The 21,755-nt window shown below is 34.9% G+C and carries 23 protein-coding genes and 1 pseudogene; 5 read left to right on the forward strand and 19 right to left on the reverse strand.

Features of this window, described 5'->3' with window-relative positions:
- Window positions 1-38: 38 nt before the first annotated feature.
- From alr to THYS13_RS07180, 6 genes are all read right to left on the reverse strand, one after another.
- Window positions 39-1,205, reverse strand: a complete 1,167-nt coding sequence (gene alr, locus THYS13_RS07155; RefSeq protein ID WP_042833785.1) for an alanine racemase — start codon at window positions 1,203-1,205, stop codon at window positions 39-41.
- Between the two features lie 19 nt (window positions 1,206-1,224).
- Window positions 1,225-2,232 (reverse strand): outer membrane lipoprotein carrier protein LolA, encoded by a 1,008-nt coding sequence (locus tag THYS13_RS07160; protein ID WP_042833786.1) that lies wholly within the window; start codon window positions 2,230-2,232, stop codon window positions 1,225-1,227.
- Window positions 2,233-2,246: 14 nt separating this feature from the next.
- Window positions 2,247-3,779 (reverse strand): bifunctional ADP-dependent NAD(P)H-hydrate dehydratase/NAD(P)H-hydrate epimerase, encoded by a 1,533-nt coding sequence (locus THYS13_RS07165; protein ID WP_042833787.1) that lies wholly within the window; start codon window positions 3,777-3,779, stop codon window positions 2,247-2,249.
- Window positions 3,742-4,158, reverse strand: coding sequence for a holo-ACP synthase (gene acpS / locus THYS13_RS07170; RefSeq protein ID WP_042833788.1), 417 nt, complete (start codon window positions 4,156-4,158; stop codon window positions 3,742-3,744). Before acpS ends, THYS13_RS07165 begins: the two co-directional genes overlap by 38 nt.
- A 95-nt stretch (window positions 4,159-4,253) precedes the next feature.
- Window positions 4,254-4,619 carry a DUF6514 family protein gene (locus tag THYS13_RS07175; RefSeq protein WP_042833790.1) on the reverse strand — a complete coding sequence of 122 codons (366 nt, stop codon included), beginning with the start codon at window positions 4,617-4,619 and terminating at the stop codon, window positions 4,254-4,256.
- Window positions 4,620-4,917: 298 nt separating this feature from the next.
- Window positions 4,918-5,103, reverse strand: a complete 186-nt coding sequence (locus THYS13_RS07180) for a helix-turn-helix transcriptional regulator (RefSeq protein ID WP_042833791.1) — start codon at window positions 5,101-5,103, stop codon at window positions 4,918-4,920.
- 175 nt (window positions 5,104-5,278) lie between these two features.
- Here THYS13_RS07180 and THYS13_RS07185 point away from each other — a divergent pair, with 175 nt between their 5' ends.
- A complete protein-coding gene (locus THYS13_RS07185; protein ID WP_042833792.1) occupies window positions 5,279-5,677 on the forward strand; it encodes a helix-turn-helix domain-containing protein in 399 nt (132 codons plus the stop codon).
- 87 nt (window positions 5,678-5,764) lie between these two features.
- Here THYS13_RS07185 and hcp read toward each other — a convergent pair whose 3' ends face one another.
- Both hcp and THYS13_RS07195 read right to left on the reverse strand, forming a co-directional pair.
- Window positions 5,765-7,408, reverse strand: coding sequence for a hydroxylamine reductase (hcp, locus tag THYS13_RS07190; RefSeq protein WP_042833793.1), 1,644 nt, complete (start codon window positions 7,406-7,408; stop codon window positions 5,765-5,767).
- A gap of 114 nt (window positions 7,409-7,522) precedes the next feature.
- The gene (locus THYS13_RS07195) at window positions 7,523-7,810 is read right to left on the reverse strand and encodes a DUF503 domain-containing protein (RefSeq protein WP_042833794.1); all 288 of its coding nucleotides are present in this window, start codon (window positions 7,808-7,810) and stop codon (window positions 7,523-7,525) included.
- Window positions 7,811-7,927: 117 nt separating this feature from the next.
- Here THYS13_RS07195 and ytaF point away from each other — a divergent pair, with 117 nt between their 5' ends.
- The 4 genes and pseudogenes from ytaF (at window position 7,928) to ligD (ending at window position 10,972) form a co-directional block, all read left to right on the forward strand.
- On the forward strand, window positions 7,928-8,575 hold the full coding sequence (ytaF, locus tag THYS13_RS07200) for a sporulation membrane protein YtaF (protein WP_369819216.1): 648 nt from the start codon (window positions 7,928-7,930) through the stop codon (window positions 8,573-8,575).
- A 66-nt stretch (window positions 8,576-8,641) separates the two neighbouring features.
- Window positions 8,642-8,947, forward strand: a pseudogene (locus tag THYS13_RS07205) (redoxin domain-containing protein); the annotation flags it as partial.
- A gap of 274 nt (window positions 8,948-9,221) precedes the next feature.
- Complete coding sequence (locus THYS13_RS07210) at window positions 9,222-10,034, forward strand: Ku protein (RefSeq protein ID WP_042833796.1); 813 nt, start codon at window positions 9,222-9,224, stop codon at window positions 10,032-10,034.
- A gap of 14 nt (window positions 10,035-10,048) precedes the next feature.
- Window positions 10,049-10,972 (forward strand): non-homologous end-joining DNA ligase, encoded by a 924-nt coding sequence (gene ligD / locus THYS13_RS07215; RefSeq protein WP_042833797.1) that lies wholly within the window; start codon window positions 10,049-10,051, stop codon window positions 10,970-10,972.
- 2 nt (window positions 10,973-10,974) lie between these two features.
- On the opposite strand, the gene THYS13_RS07220 is transcribed toward ligD, so the two are convergent.
- From THYS13_RS07220 to THYS13_RS07270, 11 genes are all read right to left on the reverse strand, one after another.
- The gene (locus THYS13_RS07220) at window positions 10,975-11,364 is read right to left on the reverse strand and encodes a secondary thiamine-phosphate synthase enzyme YjbQ (RefSeq protein WP_042833798.1); all 390 of its coding nucleotides are present in this window, start codon (window positions 11,362-11,364) and stop codon (window positions 10,975-10,977) included.
- A gap of 211 nt (window positions 11,365-11,575) precedes the next feature.
- Complete coding sequence (gene glmS / locus THYS13_RS07225) at window positions 11,576-13,402, reverse strand: glutamine--fructose-6-phosphate transaminase (isomerizing) (protein ID WP_042833799.1); 1,827 nt, start codon at window positions 13,400-13,402, stop codon at window positions 11,576-11,578.
- A 259-nt stretch (window positions 13,403-13,661) separates the two neighbouring features.
- Entirely contained in the window at window positions 13,662-15,005 is a 1,344-nt protein-coding gene (glmM, locus tag THYS13_RS07230) for a phosphoglucosamine mutase (RefSeq protein WP_042833800.1), read from the reverse strand.
- A 130-nt stretch (window positions 15,006-15,135) separates the two neighbouring features.
- Window positions 15,136-15,735: a 1-acyl-sn-glycerol-3-phosphate acyltransferase gene (locus THYS13_RS07235; RefSeq protein ID WP_042833801.1), complete on the reverse strand. Its 600-nt coding sequence runs from the start codon at window positions 15,733-15,735 to the stop codon at window positions 15,136-15,138.
- 127 nt (window positions 15,736-15,862) lie between these two features.
- Window positions 15,863-16,438: an indolepyruvate oxidoreductase subunit beta gene (locus THYS13_RS07240; RefSeq protein WP_042833802.1), complete on the reverse strand. Its 576-nt coding sequence runs from the start codon at window positions 16,436-16,438 to the stop codon at window positions 15,863-15,865.
- A 6-nt stretch (window positions 16,439-16,444) separates the two neighbouring features.
- Entirely contained in the window at window positions 16,445-18,178 is a 1,734-nt protein-coding gene (iorA, locus tag THYS13_RS07245; protein ID WP_042833803.1) for an indolepyruvate ferredoxin oxidoreductase subunit alpha, read from the reverse strand.
- A 30-nt stretch (window positions 18,179-18,208) separates the two neighbouring features.
- On the reverse strand, window positions 18,209-19,099 hold the full coding sequence (locus THYS13_RS07250) for a bifunctional enoyl-CoA hydratase/phosphate acetyltransferase (protein WP_042833804.1): 891 nt from the start codon (window positions 19,097-19,099) through the stop codon (window positions 18,209-18,211).
- A gap of 38 nt (window positions 19,100-19,137) precedes the next feature.
- The gene (locus THYS13_RS07255) at window positions 19,138-19,695 is read right to left on the reverse strand and encodes a 2-oxoacid:acceptor oxidoreductase family protein (RefSeq protein ID WP_042833806.1); all 558 of its coding nucleotides are present in this window, start codon (window positions 19,693-19,695) and stop codon (window positions 19,138-19,140) included.
- Window positions 19,696-19,697: 2 nt separating this feature from the next.
- Window positions 19,698-20,447: a thiamine pyrophosphate-dependent enzyme gene (locus THYS13_RS07260; protein WP_042833807.1), complete on the reverse strand. Its 750-nt coding sequence runs from the start codon at window positions 20,445-20,447 to the stop codon at window positions 19,698-19,700.
- Entirely contained in the window at window positions 20,447-21,514 is a 1,068-nt protein-coding gene (locus THYS13_RS07265; protein WP_042833808.1) for a 3-methyl-2-oxobutanoate dehydrogenase subunit VorB, read from the reverse strand. The genes THYS13_RS07260 and THYS13_RS07265 overlap by 1 nt, the downstream gene beginning before the upstream one ends.
- A 15-nt stretch (window positions 21,515-21,529) precedes the next feature.
- Window positions 21,530-21,742: a 4Fe-4S binding protein gene (locus THYS13_RS07270; protein WP_012995861.1), complete on the reverse strand. Its 213-nt coding sequence runs from the start codon at window positions 21,740-21,742 to the stop codon at window positions 21,530-21,532.
- Between the last annotated feature and the right edge of the window lie 13 nt (window positions 21,743-21,755).

Raw genomic sequence — 21,755 nt, forward strand, 5'->3', positions numbered from 1 at the left:
AATGATGTCAATCATTTGTAAATTTTATACTATAAAAGTCAAATTTTTAAATAATTTTTTACCTCAATTACCTCTCCTTTGTAAATATATATTCGAGGTACCCTTCTAGATATTCCACAATATACTTCATAAGGTATAGTATTTAATTTTTTAGCAATCTCCTCTGCTGCTATTTTTTCTCCATCTTGATTTCCAAAAATAGTTACATCATCCCCTACTTCTACTCCTTCTATATCGGTGACATCTATCATCGTTTGGTCCATACAAATTCTCCCAATTACAGGAGCATATTTTCCTTTTACTAAGACATGATGATTATTAGAGAGTAATCTATTAAAACCATCAGCATACCCTAGAGGCAATGTAGCAATTTTGCTTTTTCTTTTAGTTATAAAAGTCCTTCCATAACTAATGGAAGTACCTTCAGGTACTTCTTTTATATACACTATTTTAGTTTTAAACCCCATAGTCTGTCTTAAATCCAATGGTCTTTCAACTTTTTCTGAAGGGTAACTACCGTATAGAACTATTCCTGGCCTTACCATGTCTAAATAAGTATATTTAAGGTCAATAATTGCTCCACTGTTAGCTATATGCTTTAAAGGAATGTTTATCCCTTTTTGCTTTAAGCTTTCTAACAATTTCTTGAACATATCAAACTGTTTTTCAGCATATGTTTTATCTTTTTCATCAGAAGTAGCAAAATGACTAAATATGCCTTCTACCTCTACCCCTTCCATTCCCATCATTTTTTCTATCTCTTTTTCAGCTACATTTAAATCTGTATATCCTATCCGTCCCATCCCTGTATCAATTTTTACATGAACTTTAGCCTTCTTACCCACATTTAAGGCAATTCTTTCTAACTCTTTAACATAGTTTATATCGAAAACAGTTTGAGTTATATTGTGCACAATTAATTCTTTAACCTGAGTTAAAGGCGTATATCCAAAAACGAGTATGGGAATATTAATTCCGCATTCCCTTAATTCTAACGCTTCTTCTATTGTAGCTACTCCCAAATAAGAAATCCCATTTTTTATTAAAACCTTTGCCACTTGACAAGCTCCATGACCATAAGCATTGGCTTTCACTACCCCCATTATTTTTGCTTTCTTGCCCACCCATCGCTTTACTTCACTCAAATTATGCACTATATTATCCAAATATATTTCTGCTCTTGTTGGCCTTATATTATCAAACATTAAAAATCCCCCTTGTTTTTCACCTCAAGGATTTTATCACTTTAAGTATCTCCTCTTCATTCAAATCCCCGGTTACTGTAATTTTTACTTGCATACCATTTACCATCGTAGTATACTCCTTTTCCCCATTGTCTTTTTCTTTATAATACACTCCTTCACTTAAAAGAACTCCCTTTTCATTAACTATTTTGTTTTGGTCAACCACAGTTTCAAAAATTTCCATCAAATTCTTACCCGAAGTATACACAAAAGTAACTCCATTATTTTCATTAACATTTACTAATACATTTAAAAGTTTAAAGCCTTGTGGTAAATACACAGGCATTACAGGATTTATGCCGCAATACTTATAAACCTCTTTTGCATCTATTTCTATTACTGTAGAATTTAAAAGATTCCCCGCTAACGTCATTACGCTATCCTTAGTAAATAACTTGTCATTTATCTCAGGGTTATATTTAAAATCCTTATAAATAATTTTTGAAAAAATTTCATTATTGATATCAAAAATTGTCAATTCTTTAGGTGCCAAATCCTCTTTAGAAAAAGCCATTTGTTCTTTGTACATGAAAATATTTTTATCCAAAATAGGAACTGTTATTAAATAAAATTTATCCATCTCTCTTTTTTCTACCTCTCCAGCTGAATTAATATAGTTTTTTATAAAAGAAGTAATCATCGAATACAAAAGAATCTCTTCTGTATTTTCCGCTACAAAAACCTGATTCACCTTTGCAAAATATACATAACTTCTTTTGCCGTCATATACAATAATTTTATCCGGACTCCCACTTTCTTTTAAAACTTCTAATCGAAATTTACCTTTTTTGTAAAATTGCACAACTGCAAATTTGTTATCTATCTTGTTGTTATAAAGCTCTACAATTGCTGTGGCAGTATAACTTTCTAATTTATCTAATTGTTCTTTAATAGAAATAAAAGGATCTTTAACTTTTTTTGTTTTTATTCCACACCCCGAAAGAAGAAATATAAGCACAAAAACAATTACAAAAAAGCTCTTTTTCAAGAACTCTCACCCTCTTATAAACAACATTTAAGAGCCTCTGGAATGTTCTCAAGGATATCCATCGCTGTCATTCCATACTCTCCCACATATTCTTTAGCAATATCTCCTGCCTTCCCATGATAAAACACACCATAAATTGCCGCTTTTTCTTCGCTAAACCCTTGAGCCAAAAAAGCCGCAATCATCCCTGTTAGAACGTCTCCACTGCCAGCAGTTGCCATCCCAGGATTGCCTGTGTTATTTATATATATGCTCCCTTCTTTTGTCGTTATTACAGTTTTAGAACCTTTAAGTACAAGTGTCACTTTGTACCTATCAATAAAAGTTTTTGCTACTTCAAAAAGATTATTCTTAATCTCATCAATCGCGAGGCTTGTCAATCTTGACATTTCCCCATAATGGGGAGTTAAAATAACTTTTTTACCTTCTATAACTTCCAACCTTCCTACCAAAGCATTAAGAGCATCAGCATCTAAAACTATAGGCTTATCCGTATTTTTTACAATATCATATATCAATTGTGAAATATCTCTATCATGAGTCAACCCTGGTCCTATAGCAATAGCATCACTTTCCTCTATTAACTTAAGTACACTACTTAAAGCATCGTAGGATAAAATACCATTTTTCTCATCTAATCCATAAGTTATAATCTCATAAAGTCCTCCTTGAATTACTGATTGCACACTTTGTGGAACTGCTAATTTCACCAATCCGCAACCTGCCTTAATAGCACTTTTAGCACACAGATACGCCGCCCCTGTCATATTTTTAGAACCAGCTATCATCAAAACTTTACCATAATCCCCTTTATGAGTATTTCCATGCCGTTTTGGAAGCTTTACATCCTCTGAAGTCACAAGATTATAATTATAACCTACTTCTGCAGCCAACCGGTACGGAATCCCTATTTCAGCAACACGAATTTCTCCTGCATAATCGGCACCCGGATATATTAATAAACCAGGCTTTAGAAATTGCATAGTAACTGTTTTGGTAGCCTTAACAGCACATCCTTCCACTTTACCTGTATCAGCATTTAACCCAGAAGGAATATCAACAGATACCACAATCTTATTGGCTTGGTTTATCATTTCTATAATCTCTTTTGTTATGCCGCTTATTTCTCCTTTAAGCCCAATTCCATAAATTGCGTCCACAATCACATCGCTGTCTTTAATGGTTTTTTCCAAAAATTTTAGATGTTCTCTTTGAGTAATTTCCGCTACATAAATCCCCATATTTATGATTGCATCTAAATTTACTTTTGCATCCCCTGAAATAGCACCTAAACTTGTAGTTAAAAATACTTTTACATCGATTCCCCAATTATAAAGATTTCTAGCTACTACATAACCATCTCCACCATTATTCCCCTTCCCCGATATAACTATTACAGAGTTTAAATTCCTCTCATTTAAAATCTTTTTTACTTCTAGCGCCGTTTCTCTTCCCGCATTCTCCATTAAACTTATAGAAGGAATTCCTATTTTTTCTATAGCTATTTTTTCAACTTCTCTCATCTGTTTTGATGTCAGCACTATCATTTTTTTCACCTCCAATAGCAATAGCACAGCTTATAGCATAGGTTTTCGTATGAGAAATAGACAGCTTTATGTACTTTATTCCTTTTTTATCCGCAATATTCTTAGCCTCCCCCTTTAAAATTACAGCAGGAGCTCCTTTTTCATCGTGACATATTTCAATATCTTTCCAGCTAAAACCATTGATACCTGTCCCTAAGACTTTTGAGATGCTTTCTTTCGCCGAAAAAAAACCCGCTATATGAGGTAATTTCATATTTTTACTGTTAAAATACTCTATCTCTTTTTGAGTAAATAACCGTTCCAAAAATTTAGTATTTGCATCAAAAGCTTTTTTTATCCTTTCAACTTCTACAATATCCGTTCCCACAAAAAGTTCCATATATACAGTTCCTCCAATTATCCTAATTACATTATATTATTTCTCTATTAATTCACAAAATCCTTCAAAAAAATAAAAGAAGGCATGACACCTTCTTAAATAGCAACCTTACACAATTTAGCTTGTCTATCATAGTCACTTATATAATCTTCACACATATCGTCAATTACTTCATACAGATGAACAGGCGATACTGTCATTTCTTTAAAGAATTGTGCTAGCTTGTCCACTTTTTCAAAGTAAGGGCTTATATTTATCACTTTTTCTTCTATTATTTCAATTTTATCCTTTTCTCCATCTAAAATTTCTTGAAGAATTTTGATACCATACGACGGCAATTTTACTTCCTCCTTTCCGTTTAAAACACTTATTTCTGACATGACCACTGTGTAGTGAGTAATTATGTTTCTCCTTGCTTCCTCCCTTGTCGATATGTACTCGGTCACTTTCCTGTAATACATTTTACTATCCCCTCCAATTTATTTTTTAAGATTAATTATTAACTTACAATACATATTAATATATTCTATTTTTTTCTAAAAAATCCTTTATTTTTTTGAAAATTTTTTATCGACAGAAAAGACACTTTTTTTACTTTAGCAAACATTTAACAAGTCTATGTAAAACTATTTGGTGTTTTTTGCAATATCGAAAATTGTAAATTATTCTATCTATGTTTAATATTAGAACTATAATTGTCGAAAAAAATTTATAAAAAATTTCTATCAGGAAAATTTCAGAAAATACTAAAACTCTTTTTTAAAGTTTTAATATCTCCTTTATTTTATCCATATATTTTTTCCCTGACCTTTCACCATGTAAAATCATGCTTAAATATGGCTCACTGGTACCTATCAATCGCGACAATTCTTTTTGTGTCATATTCAGTTCCGCCAATCTGTCATTCACTAACTTTCCAAAATCTGTAAGCCTTCTTTTTTTCATCAAAGCACCCCCTATTTTCCCTACAAGCAAAAGTTAGCATATTTATTCAGTAGGAATAATAAAATATTTGTGTTAAAATAGATAATGATTAAAAATTAACTATTTTAAATATATATCTGAATTACGAAAATGTCAATACTAATATCGTAATTCAGAAAAACAAAGGAGGAGTGTTATGGATACAGTCGGCGAACGTATAAAATATGCTCGTAAAAAAAATAATTTAACTATAACAGCTTTGAGCAAACTCACAGGTTTATCTGTTGGAAATTTAAGTGACCTTGAAAATAACAAATCAATGCCTTCTTCCAATGCTTTGATAAAGTTAAAAAACGCCCTTAATGTTTCAATAGATTGGCTTCTTACTGGACAACAAATAGAATATATAAAAGAAGAAGGGGAAAAATACTTGTCGAGAGAAGAGTTAGAAAGCATCAGTGAAAAGGATAAAATAATTTTTAAAGCCTTTGAAACATTGCCTGAGGAAAGAAAGAGAGATATAGAAGGGTATATAAAAGTGAGTTTGAATACCACTGATTTAGAAAAGTTCATTAAAAAAGAAAAGAAAGTATAATTTTAACCATAGTATAATTTTAACCATTATGATTAATAATTAATCATAATGACAAAAGATTACGGCTGCATTTTGCAGCCGTAATCTTTACTCACCCATGAACATTTTCATATCATCTTCTACGTTTGTAATACCACCAATGCCAAATTTGTCAACTAATACTTTTGTGACATTTGGCGATAAGAAAGCAGGAAGCGTAGGTCCTAAATGAATATTTTTTACTCCGAGGTACAAAAGTGCTAAAAGCACTATAACAGCCTTTTGTTCATACCATGCAATGTTGTAAGAAATAGGAAGCTCGTTTATGTCACTTAAGCTAAAGACTTCTTTAAGCTTCATGGCTATCACAGCCAATGAGTAAGAGTCATTGCACTGTCCTGCATCTAAAACTCTCGGAATTCCGTTTATATCTCCAAGGTTTAACTTGTTGTACCTGTATTTTGCACAGCCTGCAGTTAAAATGACTGTATCTTTAGGAAGAGCTTTAGCAAATTCGGTATAATAGGTTCTGCTCTTCATTCTGCCGTCACAGCCTGCCATTACGAAAAATCTCTTTATAGCTCCTGTCTTTACCGCTTCTACAATTTTATCCGCCAGCTCTAAAACTTGGTTGTGAGCAAACCCACCAATTATTTCCCCTCTTTCAATCTCCACAGGTGGCCTGCATCTCTTTGCATGTTCAATTATTTCTGAAAAGTCCTTCTTTCCGTCTGGACCTTCTGGAATGTATTTTACTCCCTCAAAGCCTACAACACCTGTAGTATAAACTCTATCCTTGTAGGAATCCTTTGGAGGTACAAGGCAGTTTGTAGTCATTAAAATTGGTCCGTTAAATAGCTCAAACTCCTTATCCTGCTGCCACCATGCATTTCCATAGTTACCAACAAAATGTGTATATTTCTTAAAAGTTGGATAATAATGAGCAGGAAGCATTTCTCCATGTGTATAAACATCTACCCCTGTACCAGCAGTTTGCTCTAGCAATTGCTCCAAGTCTTTCAAATCATGACCGCTTATCAATATTCCAGGATTATTTCTCACACCAATATTAACTTTTGTTATCTCAGGATGGCCATAAGTCGAAGTATTTGCTTTGTCAAGGAGCGCCATTGTATCAACGCCATATTTTCCTGTTTCCATAGCCAGAGCCACATAATCATCTGCCGTTAAGCTGTCATCTAAAACTTTAGCTAAAGCCTTCTCCATAAACCTAAATATATTATCATTTTTGTATCCCAGCTGATATGCGTGATATGCATAAGCCGCCATACCTTTTACACCATAAGTGATAAGCTCTCTCAAAGACCTTATATCTTCATCTTTTGTAGATAAAACTCCTACTTCAGCTGCTATTGCTTCTATATCTTTATCTGTATAATAAACCCAGTTTATTGCCTCACAGGATTCGTCTACTTCAACTCCTGCCTTTTTGAGGTCTTCTTTTATTTCTTCTCTTAATGCAACAGCTTCTTTTATTTTGTTAATAAAGAAGTTTCTGTCAAAATTAACGTTAGTTATTGTGGAAAATAATCCTTCAAAAAGGAATCTGTCCGTCTTCTCTTTATTTACTCCTGCCTCTCTTGCTTTTAAATTTAAAAACGATATGCCTTTCAATGTAAAAATCAGCAAATCCTGAAGATTTGCAACATCGTCTGTCTTACCGCATACGCCTCGTACTGTACACCCTATGCCTTTTGAAGCTTCTTGACATTGATAACAAAACATACTCATTTTGCTTCCTCCTTTTTAAGTTCTCGTTCATAGATTATGATAAGCCAAAAACTCAAAAGAATCTGTGATAAAAATCACAAAATAAAAGCTCCAAATGAGCATATTCATTTGGAGTCACACATTTATTGTATCCATTTCTATATTTTCTATATAAGCATCTGTATTTTCTTCAATATAGTCTACAACCTCTTGAACTATTTTATTTGTTAAAACAGCGTCACTGCCACACACTGAGAAACCTATGACAATTGATTTGTGTAAATTTTGGTTTTCTATTTCAGATATAGAAACATTATAATGACTTTTTACTTTACCCACAATACTTTTTACAATCATTCTTTTTTCTTTTAAAGAATGAACCCAATTTGCACGTAGATATATTTTACAATAAGATACAATCATATATATCTCCTTACATAAGTTTTTCCAGAAAATTTTTACAATATAATTATACCTTACATAATAAACTGTTTCAATAAAATCACACCTTCTCTATCTAACGCGTATTATAAATAGAGGCTGGATAGAGAGGAGTGTGAACATATGAAATGGCTAATTATTCTTGGTTTTGCAATATCATCAAGCATAGATAATTTTGGAGTAGGCATTTCCTATGGTATACGAAATATACGAATAAGCCTTTTTTGTAATACAATTATCGCAGTAATCGCTTTTTTATTTAGCATATCCGGAATTGCCTTTGGCAAATGGTTAAATTCAATACTTCCAGGGTCACTTCCTATTTTTGTAGGAGCTTTTTTGCTGTTTATAATCGGACTTAGAATTATTTTGCTGGCCGTACCTCGTAAGTCACTTAATAAAGATATACAACAATCAAAAGCTGATTCTATAAAAGGCATTTTAGAAAATCCTGAAATTGCAGATTTGGACAAATCGGGAGAAATCAATTTGTTTGAAGCAATTCTTTTAGGAATAGCCCTTTCAGCAAACGCCCTTACCAATGGCTTAGGTGCAGGTCTTTTAGGCCTCTCCCCTTTTGCTATATCCTTAACTACATCAATTGGGAGCTTTATTTCTGTATGGGGAGGAGTAAAATTAGGAAAAAGAGTTGCAGAAATACGAATAGGTTCTTTCACCATTGGGCAATTTGGCACAGTGATAAGTGGCGTTATTTTGCTCTTTATAGCATTTAACGCTTTGCTGTAATAAGATATAACAATTGACAAATCTTTTGAATATAATATAGTGTACCAAAAACTCCGAGGTGATTTTATGGAAGCAGTGGATAACATACTAAGAACTTGCCTTCCTCAAATAGGAGCACCTGCCCCAGATTTCAAAGCCAATAGCACTTTTGGACCTATAAAATTATCAGATTATAGAGGTAAATGGATTGTACTATTTTCACATCCAGGAGATTTTACACCTGTTTGCACTACTGAATTTATAGCTTTTACACAAGTTTATACCAGTTTTGTAGAGAGAAATGTACAATTGATAGGATTAAGTGTAGACAGCAATCCTTCCCATTTAGCTTGGGTACAAAATATATACAAAAATACTGGTATAGAAATTCCTTAGCGACAAAACTAAGCTTTACCTTCGAGCTCCGGCAGGGTACTTACGTCAGGTGGCATCCATGCTTTAAGGTGCTCGCCTCTGCCATCCATGGCTTCGGCCCTGCCTCCCCCCTCGGTCTTGCTAAGTTTTGTTAACTCTTTGTAACAAGTCACTCCTTATGTAAAATATCTCCTTTACGAAAGTTTGTCTATAGTCTGCAATATATATATATATATGTTTTTATAAATAAAAAGTTTCTTAATGGGAATATTAAATATGAGGTGATTTAAATATGCGCTCAATGTGGAAAGGAGCAATAAGTTTTGGTCTTGTAAGTATCCCCATAAAACTGTATACCGCTACAGAAGACCATGCCATACATTTTAAGCAACTTCACAAAGAATGTAAATCCCCCATAAAATATGAAAAAATATGCCCCGTATGTAATAGACCCGTTTCAGATGAGGAAATAGTACGAGGATATGAATACGAACCAGGTAAATTTGTCATTATAGATGAAGAAGATTTGGAAAGGATACCTATGCCAACAGTTAAAACCATTGATATAGTAGATTTTACCGATATAGGACAAATAGACCCCATATATTATGACAAAACATATTTCATCGTACCCGAAGATATTGGTACAAAGCCTTACATACTTTTAAGAGATTCTATGAAAGAAACAAAGCGAGTTGCAATAGCAAAAGTGGTAATTAGGTCAAAGCAAAACCTCGCATGCATACGAGTGTATGATGAAAAATATATGGTCATGGAAACAATGCATTTCCCTGATGAAATAAAAAACACAAACCAACTTCCTCCCTTAAGAGAAGTCAGCTTACAGGAAAATGAAATAAAAATGGCCAAACAACTTATTGATACTTTGACCTCCGATTTTAAACCCGAAAAATATGATGATAGCTACAGAAAAGCGTTAATTGAAATGATTGAGTTAAAAATACAGGACAAAGATATAGATATTCCCCAAAAAGCACCTGAAGCCGATAATGTTCTTGATTTAGTAAGTGCATTAAAAGCGAGCATTGAATCTGTAAAGAATGAAGAAAAAGCAAAAAAAGGACGCAAAAGAAAAGGCGCATAAAAGGAAGATTGAATATGTCTATGATGGAAGAAAAAATATCACCTATGCTGGCATCCAGCAGTGACCCTTTTGATAGCCCCGAATGGATATATGAAGTCAAATGGGATGGTTCAAGGACTATTGCTTTTCTTTCAAATAAAACAAGACTTCAAGATAGAAGGCTTGTTGATATAACCTATCAGTTTCCAGATTTGGCATTACTTTATAAACAAATAAAAGCAAAAGAAGCAATACTTGACGGTGAACTTGTAGTTTTAAAAAACGGCAAGCCCAGTTACAAAAGCATTATGTCGAGAAAACATCAACAAAATTTAGTAAAAATAAATCTTTTAACCAAGATAACGCCCGTAATTTTCATAACATGGGATATATTGTACTTAAATGGCAAATCTCTTGTAGAATTGCCACTTATAGAGAGAAAAGATATACTTAGAAAAACAGTTAAAGAAAACAAGATCATAAAAATATCAGATTTTATATTTGAACATGGAAAAATGCTTTTTGAAGAGACAGGTAAAAGAGGACTTGAAGGAATTGTTGCCAAAAAAGCAGATTCAAAATATTTAATAGGAAAAAGGAGTAAACTCTGGCTTAAGTCAAAACATTTTATTGTAATAAATGCCGTTATTATAGGGTACAGAACTGACAAAACAGCCCTCATACTGGGGCTTTACGATGAGGTGAATAATTTAATAAACATAGGAAGTTGTGAATCAGGCTTATCCCAGAAGGAATTAAAAGCATTCTACGAAGTTGCCAAGGAGATAAAAGCCTCAGATAATTATTATAACTTTAAAGAAAAAAATGTGCAGTGGTTAAAACCCTTGCTAACATGTAAAGTGAGATTTATGGAATGGTCTGAAAACATGAAGATGAGGGCACCTTCTTTTATTCAATTTGAGTATAACATAAAACCAGAAGAGTGCAGGTTTGAATAAACTCACTTCAAAAACTTAATATACACTCTTCTTCTCCTTGGACCATCAAATTCACAAAAGTAAATACCCTGCCAAGTTCCCAAAAAGGGTTTTCCATTTTCAATAATTAAAGTTACTGAACTTCCCATAAGAGACGCCTTTATATGCGCATCAGAATTGCCTTCCATGTGTTTAAAACGTATATTAGGAATTATTTTTTCTAAGGCTGCTATTATATCTTCTCTTACAGTTGGATCCGCATTTTCGTTTATTGTAATTCCCGCTGTTGTATGAGGCACAAAGATAACACAAACCCCATCAACAACGCCAGATTTTTTAATTTCTTGCATTACCATATCAGTAATATCCACCATAACTTCCCTTGTCGGTGTATTTATCTCCAAAACAACCATAACGACTCCTCCATTTTTTGTTTTCTGGATTTGCTTTTTATAATAGCAAATTGTTTAATAGTATGTCAACATGCCTTTAATATTATTAGTTCATTAACTCACAATTATTTTTAACTTATTTAAAATTCCATTCCCTTATAAAATATTAGAGATAACAAAAAAAGGCTGAAAAGGAACTTTCATTGTCCTTTTCAACCTTTTTAATATTCCTTTATTCTACTGTAACTGATTTTGCAAGGTTACGCGGTTTATCTACATCGCAGCCTTTTTCAACTGCCATATAATATGCTAAAAGTTGCAAAGGCACAACTGTCAATACTGGGGTAAGCTCTTTAAGCGTCTCAGGTATATATATTACTTTATCTACAACGTCCTCCAGCTGAAGATTGCCTTGTTTTGCAAAGGCGACTAAAAAACCGCCTCTTGCTTTTACTTCTTTTATATTGCTGAGCATCTTTTCAAAAAGGTCATCTTGTGTTGCAAGAGCTATCACAAGTGTTCCCTCTTCTACAAGGGCCAAAGTACCGTGTTTTAATTCACCAGCCGGATAAGCCTCTGAATGGATATAGGATATTTCTTTGAGTTTTAAAGAACCCTCCATAGCAACGGCATAGTCCAGTCCTCTTCCAATGTAAAAAACGTCTTTCGCGTTGTAATGTTCATAAGCAAATTTTTGAATTGTCTCTTTGTTGTCAAGAAGGTACTGAACTTTTTCTGGGAGCTTCTTTAATTCTGTGCAAAGTTCCATAACCTTTGTTTTAGTTATTGTCCCTCTTTTTATTGCAAGGTCCATAGCTACAAGATAAAGAGCTATAAGTTGCGTAGTATATGCTTTGGTGGAAGCAACAGCTATTTCAGGACCTGCCCATGTGTATAGTACGTCATCTGCTTCTCTGGAGACAGAACTTCCGACTACGTTTGTAATGGCTATAACTCTTGACCCTTTTTTCTTAGCTTCTTTTAGCGCAGCAATGGTATCAGCTGTCTCCCCTGACTGGCTTATTACAATTGTAAGAGTTCTTTCATTTACTAAGGGGTTTCTATATCTAAATTCTGAAGCGACATCTACTTCAACAGGTATTCTCGCAAGATTTTCTATGACGTATTTCCCAACAACACCCGCATGATAAGCTGTTCCACACGCCACAATAAAAATTTTATCTATCTTTTCAAAGTCTTCTTTTGTAATTTTCACATCATCTAAAACTATTTCTGAATCATCAATTATTCTGCCTCTTAATGTATCTTTTATAGCGCTTGGCTGCTCGTGAATTTCTTTTATCATGAAATGTTCATAACCGCCCTTTTCAGCCGCCTCTACATCCCATTTTACTTCAAAAAGCGATTTTTCTACTTGCCTTCCAAACATGTCTATAAACTCTACGCTGTATTTTTTAATTATGGCAATCTCATGATCATCAAGAAAATATACATTTCTTGTATGTTTTAATATAGCTGGGATATCAGATGCAATAAAGTTTTCACCATTGCCTATTCCAACTATAAGAGGTGCTTCTTTTCTCGCAGCTACAATCATATCGGGATTGTTTTTGCACAAAACACCTAAGGCATAAGAACCTTCAATTCTGTCTAAAACTTTTTTCACAGCCTCTACTATATCGCCATTGTAATAATACTCCAACAAATTTGCTACAACTTCTGTATCAGTCTCAGACTTAAAAGTATAGCCTTCTTCCAATAGCCATTTTTTAAGTGGCAGGTAGTTTTCAATTATGCCATTGTGGACTACTGCAATTAGCCCTGATTGGGATAAATGAGGATGGGAATTTGTATCAGACGGTTCACCATGCGTAGCCCACCTTGTGTGTCCTATGCCTATTGTCCCTTCCATATTATCTTTTTCAACAAGTTCTTTTAGGACGTTTAATCTTCCTTTCGCTTTCTTTATATTTATATTGCCATCATTTAAAATGGCAATTCCTGCCGAATCATAGCCCCGATACTCCAATTTTGTCAAACCTTCTAAAAGTATTGGCGTCGCCTGTTTATCGCCAATATATCCTACAATTCCACACATACTCGGTCTCCTCTCACTTTTGTAATAAATATTCATCCCTGCCCAGACTGCTTTATGCCACAGTCGCCTGTGGTTTTACCAGTCCTTTATCGGTCGCAGAAAACCGCAGGGCACCCGCCGATAGCTCGATAAACCCTGTCCTCGTCAGCTTAAAGTATACACTTTAAGCCCAGGCGCTTTTTAATTTTTAATCCTTATCTTCTTTTACTCTTCTTCAATAGGCATCCCCCCTTTCAAATAATACCTTTCGCACTTTTATTTAATTTAATTTTCTTTCTATTAATTCAGCAAGTTCTTTTGCCATTTGACTAATTTTATCATAATCTTTTCCTTCTACCATAACTCTCACAAGAGGCTCAGTACCCGAGGGTCTTATAAGTACTCGTCCTTCTCCTCTCATTTCTCTTTCTAAATTTTCAATTTCCCTCTTAATTTCTTCATCCTCTAAATAGGCATTTTTTAACTCATTTTTTACTTTTGCGTTTATAAGGACTTGTGGGTAAGTAACCATACAGGCAGCTAATTCTGACAATTTTTTACCACTCTCTTTTAAAATAGAACAAAGTTTTAAAGCAGTAATTTCTCCATCTCCCGTAGTATTGTCATCAAGGAAAATAATATGGCCCGATTGTTCCCCGCCAATAGAATATCCGCCTTTTATCATTTCTTCCAAAACATATCTATCCCCTACTTTTGTCCTTATGAGATTAATCCCTTGTTCTTTAAGTGCAATGTCAAAGCCTATATTGCTCATAACTGTTGCCACAACTGTGTTATTTTTTAACCTACCTTTTTTCTTTAAGTCTATAGCACATATTGCCATTATGTGGTCTCCATCAACAATATTTCCTTTCTCATCAACTGCAATAAGTCTATCAGCATCTCCGTCAAAGGCTAAACCTATATCCGCGCCGTTTTTTACGACAAGCTCTTGCAACTTCTCGGGATGCGTAGACCCACAATTGACATTTATCCTTTCCCCTATAGGCTCTGCTCCATACAATATAACCTCTGCACCCAATTCCTTAAACAAAATTGGCGCCACTGTGCTGCTAGCTCCATAAGCACAATCAATTACAATTTTCATTCCTTTTAAATCCCCATCAATTGTAGATTTTAAGAATTCTATGTAGTCTCTATGAGAATTTGTGTATTCTTTCCTGGTACCTACTCCCGTACCAATAGGAGAAGGCAACTCAATTTTTTCTTTCATTATATTTTCTATTCTATCTTCTACTTCATCTGGCAATTTATATCCATCTTTATCAAAAAATTTTATCCCATTGTACTCTACGGGATTGTGAGATGCTGATATCATAATTCCAGCATCTGCTTGGTACAATCTCGTAAGGTAAGCTACTGCAGGAGTAGGAATTATTCCAACGCTTATAACCTCTGCCCCTACAGAGGTAAGACCTGCAGTTAATGCACATTCCAACATGTCACCAGATATACGACTGTCTTTACCAACCACAACCTTAGGCCTATGAGTTCCGTGAGTCAACACATAGGCCCCTGCTCTTCCCAATTCAAAAGCAAGTTGTGGAGTCAAGTCATAATTGGCTATACCTCTAACACCATCTGTACCAAACAACCTTGCCATTTTCTATCTCCTCTCAATAAATCATACGATAATATTTTATCACAGTGAAAACTATATTTCAATTTACACTATTTTCGCAGTCCGCGTCAAGATTTTGTAAGGGACTCATTTAGTTGACATTTTTCCTCGCCTATTCTTCCAACATTGCTAATATATTTTTCATAACTTTGTCTCTCAATTCAACAATTTCCATCTTTATATCAATATTCAGATTTGGGTAAATTGGTTCCCCTATTTTTACTTCAATTTTTCCCTTAAATTTGGGAAAATATTTTCCAAAAGGTAGTATTTCTCTTGTGCCTTTTATAGCCACTGGTACAATGGGCCTTTCCGATTTATATGCTAGATACATAGCCCCTTCATACATTTTTTCTACTTTGCCAGTTGGTGATATTCCTCCCTCAGGAAATAATCCTATAGAATTTCCTTCCTTTAGTCTAAATAACGCCTGTTTTATGGCATTTATATCAGGAGAATTTTTCTTTATAGGAATTGCTTTGTCAATTTTCAGAAAATATTTTAAAAAGCGGCTTTTATAAAGTTCAGAACTTGCTAAAAATATAACGGGTCTTTTTACAGAACAGGCTACCACAACTGGATCTAGCAAACTTTGATGGTTTGCAACAAAAATACAAGCTCCCTCAGGCAAGTGTTTTTCATGTTTCACTTCAAGGGAATAAAATATCTTAAGAATCGATATTGCAATAAAACGTAAAATTCTATATAGCAAAAAATAATACCTCCCTTCCTTTTATGGCAACTTTATAAAGTCAGTGCTATAAAATATATTCGTCATAATATTTGACAATCCTTCTTTATAATTTTAATAAAAAAGGGAGGGAGCCATTTACCCCTCCTCAGTTTATCTCAAGTCCTTTTTTAAATGCATTTATATTTAATTCAACAAATTTTTGTGGCACGTTATTTTTTATTACCTCTTCCCAATCAATGTCTTGTAGTCCTAAATATTTAACAAGTACTCCTAAAAGAACTATATTTTGTGTTTTTACATTCCCAAGGCTTTCTGCTATCTTATCTGCATCCACTGCAATTGTCTTTGCGCTTTTTGATATTTCCTCAATTAAGTTTTTAGGATATTCTTCTTTGCCTATGAGCACAGAAAGTGGAGGTATTTCTACAGTATTTAGAATGATAACACCATCTTTTTTAAGGTAATTTAGCCATCGCACGGCTTCCATTTTTTCAAAGGCTACGATAACATCAGCAGCCCCAACTTCAATGACTGGAGAATAAACTTTTTCTCCAAACCTTATTTGAGTATTGACACTTCCTCCTCTTTGAGACATGCCGTGGACTTCTGACATTTTTACATCATAACCACTTTTTAATAGTCCTTCCGCCAAAACATTACTGGCTAGAATAGTGCCTTGCCCTCCTACCCCTACCATTAATATGCTCTTTACTTCTTGCACTTTATTTCACCTCACCTTTTCTATAGCATCGAAAGGACATACTTGCATACAAACTGTACATCCTGTACACTGGTCAGGGTCTATGCTAAATATTCCATCTTTTTTGCTAATAGCAGGACAACCTATCCTTAGACACAAACCGCATTTTTTGCATTTATCTTGGTCTATTCTACACTCTCCCTGAGGTCTCGGAGGAATCAAAGCACAAGGTCCCTTTGCTACAATTACCATTGTATCGTCAGTATTCATAGCTTCATCAACAGCATTTTCAACTTCTTTTAAGTTAAAAGGATCAACTATTCTTACTCTTTTTACTCCTATTGCTTCACTTAATTTCGCTATATCTATTTCTGGAGACTCTTCTCCCATCAAAGTTTTCCCAGTTCCAGGATTGTGCTGATGCCCCGTCATAGCTGTTATACGGTTGTCAAGAATTATGGGCACAGCATTTCCTTTATTGTAGACTATATCAATCAAACCCGTTATTCCTGAATGGAAAAAAGTTGAGTCACCTATTACACTAAAAATCTTTTGTTTCCTTCCATTGTGTTCATTGGCCTTTTGGAATCCGTGAGATCCAGAAATACTTGCTCCCATGCAAACACAGGTATCCATAGCTTCCAGTGGAGGAGCTGCCCCTAAAGTATAACATCCAATGTCACCTAAAACCGGAACTTTCTTTTTCTTCAATACGTAGAAAACCCCCCTATGAGGACATCCTGCACAAAGCATAGGAGGTCTACCTGGCACTTTTGTATCAACTGATATATGCTCCAATTCGTGGCCTTTTATTGCTTTTCTTATTATACCCGGATTTAATTCCCCAACTATTGGCAATATCTCTTTGCCTATCACCTTTATTCCTAAGCTTTTTACATGTTCTTCGATGTAAGGTTCCAGTTCCTCTACAACGTACAGTTTTTTAACTCCTTCTGCGAATTTTTTTATGAGTTCTGAGGGTAAAGGATATGTCATTCCTAATTTTAAAATTGAAACTTCATCCCCAAAAACTTCTTTTGCATAAAGATAGCTTATGCCACTGGTAATTATGCCAATTTCTCTATTATTCCATTCTATTCTATTAATGTAAATTTCTTCTGATAATTGTCTTAAAGCCTTTAACCTTTCCTCTACAACTACATGCCTTTTTTGTGCATTAGCAGGCACCATTACATATTTAGGAATATCTTTTTTATAGGGTTTCATCTCTCCATTTTGTCTTTCACCTAATTCTACTACTCCTTTGCCATGACTTACCCTTGTTGTAAGCCTTAACAAAACAGGAGTATCGTACTTTTCGCTGATATCCAATGCGTATCCTACAAAGTCTTTACATTCTTGGCTGTCTGAAGGTTCTAACATGGGTATTTTAGCAAATTTTGCATAATACCTATTGTCCTGTTCATTTTGAGAGGAATGCATTCCGGGGTCATCCGCCGTCACAATTACACATCCACCATTAACTCCCGTATAAGCAAAAGTAAAAAGTGGGTCCGCTGCCATATTAAGGCCAACATGTTTCATTGCCGCAAGGCTTCTAGCTCCAGCGATAGAAGCACCAATTGCTGCTTCAACAGCAACTTTTTCATTTGGAGCCCATTCCGAATATATTTCTTTGTACTTAGCTATATTCTCTAATATCTCTGTGCTTGGTGTACCAGGGTATGCAGCAGCAAAAGTGATGCCATACTCATAAGCACCACGGGCTACTGCTTCATCCCCCATCATTATTTTTTTCATTCAACTTTCCCCCCATTTAATTTATCTTTATTAAAAAGATACTGCACAGGCAAAAGCTATAGAATTAAACTTGTCTTCGTGGGAATCAGCTCTTGATACTAAGACAATTGGCGCTTTTGCTCCTACCACAATTCCTGCACTTCTTGCCTTCGCAAAGTAAGTAAAACTTTTACCTAAAGCATTTCCAACTTCTATAAAAGGTACTAATAATATATCTGCATCTCCTGCAACCTCACTTTTTACTCCTTTGTGAATTGCTGCCTCTTTGCTTATGGCAAGGTCAAATGCTAAAGGACCATCTACTATTCCTTCTATCTCACCTCTTTGGTTCATTTCCTTTAATTTAGCAGCTTCAACAGTGGAAGGCATTTTAGGGTTTACCACTTCTACCGCCGACAAACAGGCTACTTTAGGATTTTCTATTTCTATGGCTTTTGCCACTTTAATAGCATTTTTTAAAATTTGCACTTTCTCTTCTAAAGTGGGACTTATATTCATTCCTCCATCAGTCAAAAGCAATAACTTGTGATAGTTTGGAATTTCATAAACCATTACATGACTGAGTAGTCCTTCTCCTCTAATGCCGTATTCGCTGTCAAGAACGGCCTTTAAAAGAGTAGCAGTAGGAACAAGACCTTTCATCACAAAAGATGCTCTACCCTCTTTAACTTCTAAGACTGCCCTTTTACATTTCTCTGTTTCCTCCGCTTTGTCAATTATTTCATAGTCGTCAATATTAATATTCGTTTCTTTAGCTAATACCTCTAGCTTTTCTTTTGAACCAACTAATACAGGCTGCCCTATGCCCTCTTTTTTCGCGGCTTCACAAGCTAAAAGCACTTCACTGTCTTCTGCTCCCGCTACAGTAAATCTTTTATTAAGTCCTTTTGCTTTTCTTACAATCTCACTTAAATTTTTCAAATTAGCACCTCCTGTAGAAAAAATAACCTCCGAAGAGGTTATTTTTTAGTTGTAATGAGACTTTTTACCAATTCTACTCCCTTATTTAAGGCTTTTTCATTTATAGGTATCAAATGTTCTTTACCTTTGCCAAAGACCTCAGGCAGAGCTTTTAGTACTGTTTCCAATTTTACAACTTTAGTGGCTTCTATGAAAGCACCTAACATCACCATGTTAGCAATTTTTAAATTGCCTAATTCACTGGCAATATCGTTGGCAGGTATTTCATACACTTCTATGTCTTTTCTCTCTGCTTTTCTGTCTACTAATGAAGTATTTATGAATAATTTACCACCTGGTATTACATAAGATTCGTATTTGTCTAAAGAAGGCCTATTCATTACAATTACAGAAGTAGCCTCTGTAATAACCGGAGAGCCTACCTCTTCATCCGATACAGTGACATTGCAATAGGCTGTTCCTCCTCTCATTTCAGGACCATAAGAAGGAGTCCAAGACACATTCTTTCCCTCAAACATTCCCGCATAGGTAATTATAAGCCCCATTGACAAAACTCCTTGACCACCAAAGCCTGCAAAGATTATTCTTTCTTCCATAATTACTTAACCTCCTCTAAGGTGTTTTTATACACACCCAAAGGGTAATAAGGTTCCATATGATCTTTTATCCAATTTAATGCCTCTATTGGTGTCATACCCCAGTTAGTAGGACAACTAGATAGAACTTCCACCATTGCAAATCCTTTCTTTTGTATTTGAGCCAAAAATGCGTTTTTTATAGCTTTTTTAGCCTGCATTACATGTTTTACATCATAAACAGATACTCTTTCAATGTAAGCTGTTCCCTCAAGGGTTGCTAGCATTTCACTCACTCTAATGGGATAACCATTTATTTCTGGCTTTCTTCCGTAAGGAGTAGTAGTTGTTTCCTGACCAATTAATGTAGTAGGAGCCATTTGCCCTCCTGTCATTCCATAGTTAGCATTGTTGACAAAAATAACTGTTATATTTTCTCCCCTTGCCGCCGCATGAACAATCTCTGCCGTTCCAATAGCTGCTAAGTCTCCATCTCCTTGATAAGTAAACACAATTTTATCAGGATGAACTCTCTTTATACCTGTAGCAACTGCTGGAGCCCTTCCATGAGCAGCCTCTTGCATATCGCAATTAAAATACTCATATGCAAATACAGCACATCCTACAGGAGCAACTCCTATTGCTTTATCTAAAACATCTAATTCTTCCATAACTTCAGCTACCAGCCTATGGATTATACCGTGGGTACAACCGGGACAATAATGGAAAGGCGTATCTGTTAATCCCTTTGTTTTTTGAAATACAACAGCCATTATTTAACACCTCCTGCTATTTTCTTAATTTGTTCTAGCATCACAGCTGGTTCTGGTATCATACCACCCGGCCTTCCGTAGAAATAAACCGGCTTTTTGAATTGTACTGCAAGTTTTACATCTTCTACCATTTGCCCCATGCTCATTTCTACAGTCAAATAAGCTTTTGCCGTATCAATTGTCTGTTCAAAAGGCTCTTTCGGAAAAGGCCACAAAGAAATAGGTCTTATTAACCCTACCTTATACCCTTCTCTTCTTGCAATATTCATCACATTCTTTGCTACGCGGGCAATAGTACCATAAGCAACTAAAATAACATCCGCATCTTCGCAATTTATCATTTCATATCTAACTTCATTCTTTTCGGCCTTTGCATATTTTTCAAACAATTGATAATTATATTTCTCTAATACAGGTGGATCGATATATAAAGAGTTTATTATATTTCTATGCTCTCTATTTCCTCTGCCTGTAGTAGCCCATGTTTTTTGTGGAATATCTCTCTTTCTTTTTTGAATATTTTCAAAATCTACAGGTTCCATCATCTGGCCTAACATCCCATCTCCCAATATAACAACCGGGTTCCTATATTCATCTGCAATATCAAAAGCTTCTTGAACTAAATCTGCCATTTCTTGGATTGTAGAAGGAGCAAGGACAATCAATCTATAATCTCCATGGCCCCCTCCTTTTGTAGATTGAAAGTAATCTCCTTGAGCTCCTTGAATATCTCCTAATCCTGGGCCACCCCTCATTATATTCACAATTACACAAGGTACTTGAGCACCTGCAAGATATGATATACCTTCTTGCATAAGACTCAAACCAGGGCTGCTGGTGGAAGTCATAACACGAGCTCCTGCTCCACCTGCTCCATATACCATATTTATAGCAGAAACCTCACTCTCAGCTTGTAAAAATACGCCACCTACCTCTGGCATTCTCTTTGCCATGTAAGCTGTAACCTCATTTTGAGGTGTTATAGGATAACCAAAATAATGTCTACACCCAGCTTGAATAGCTGCTTCCGCTAACGCCTCATTACCTTTCATTAATACCTTAGCCATCTTACTCCCCTCCATTTATTTTATAACTGTTATAACTGTATCAGGACACATCATAGCGCAAAATGCACAACCTATACATTTGTCCATATTCTCAGGCTTAACAGTAGCAGGATGATATCCTTTCACATTTATTTTACTTAAATCCATTTCAATAATCTTTTTAGGACAAGCATTGACACACAACTCGCAACCTTTACATAAATCTTCATTAAAAATAACTTTTGCCACATAAATTCCTCCT

The organism is Thermoanaerobacter sp. YS13, from assembly GCF_000806225.2.
GTDB lineage: Bacteria > Bacillota > Thermoanaerobacteria > Thermoanaerobacterales > Thermoanaerobacteraceae > Thermoanaerobacter > Thermoanaerobacter uzonensis.

Coding starts and splice junctions, on each gene's coding strand:
- THYS13_RS07265 (WP_042833808.1), bottom strand. CDS start 21,514: ATGGCTAAGGTATTAATGAAAGGTAATGAGGCGTTAGCGGAAGCAGCT.
- alr (WP_042833785.1), bottom strand. CDS start 1,205: ATGTTTGATAATATAAGGCCAACAAGAGCAGAAATATATTTGGATAAT.
- THYS13_RS07175 (WP_042833790.1), bottom strand. CDS start 4,619: ATGTATTACAGGAAAGTGACCGAGTACATATCGACAAGGGAGGAAGCA.
- hcp (WP_042833793.1), bottom strand. CDS start 7,408: ATGAGTATGTTTTGTTATCAATGTCAAGAAGCTTCAAAAGGCATAGGG.
- THYS13_RS07195 (WP_042833794.1), bottom strand. CDS start 7,810: ATGATTGTATCTTATTGTAAAATATATCTACGTGCAAATTGGGTTCAT.
- iorA (WP_042833803.1), bottom strand. CDS start 18,178: ATGAAAAAAATAATGATGGGGGATGAAGCAGTAGCCCGTGGTGCTTAT.
- glmS (WP_042833799.1), bottom strand. CDS start 13,402: ATGTGTGGAATTGTAGGATATATTGGCGATAAACAGGCGACGCCAATA.
- ligD (WP_042833797.1), top strand. CDS start 10,049: ATGTCTATGATGGAAGAAAAAATATCACCTATGCTGGCATCCAGCAGT.
- THYS13_RS07185 (WP_042833792.1), top strand. CDS start 5,279: ATGGATACAGTCGGCGAACGTATAAAATATGCTCGTAAAAAAAATAAT.
- glmM (WP_042833800.1), bottom strand. CDS start 15,005: ATGGCAAGGTTGTTTGGTACAGATGGTGTTAGAGGTATAGCCAATTAT.
- THYS13_RS07210 (WP_042833796.1), top strand. CDS start 9,222: ATGCGCTCAATGTGGAAAGGAGCAATAAGTTTTGGTCTTGTAAGTATC.
- acpS (WP_042833788.1), bottom strand. CDS start 4,158: ATGGAACTTTTTGTGGGAACGGATATTGTAGAAGTTGAAAGGATAAAA.
- THYS13_RS07180 (WP_042833791.1), bottom strand. CDS start 5,103: ATGAAAAAAAGAAGGCTTACAGATTTTGGAAAGTTAGTGAATGACAGA.
- THYS13_RS07165 (WP_042833787.1), bottom strand. CDS start 3,779: ATGATAGTGCTGACATCAAAACAGATGAGAGAAGTTGAAAAAATAGCT.
- THYS13_RS07220 (WP_042833798.1), bottom strand. CDS start 11,364: ATGGTTGTTTTGGAGATAAATACACCGACAAGGGAAGTTATGGTGGAT.
- THYS13_RS07260 (WP_042833807.1), bottom strand. CDS start 20,447: ATGGCTGTTGTATTTCAAAAAACAAAGGGATTAACAGATACGCCTTTC.
- THYS13_RS07255 (WP_042833806.1), bottom strand. CDS start 19,695: ATGGAAGAAAGAATAATCTTTGCAGGCTTTGGTGGTCAAGGAGTTTTG.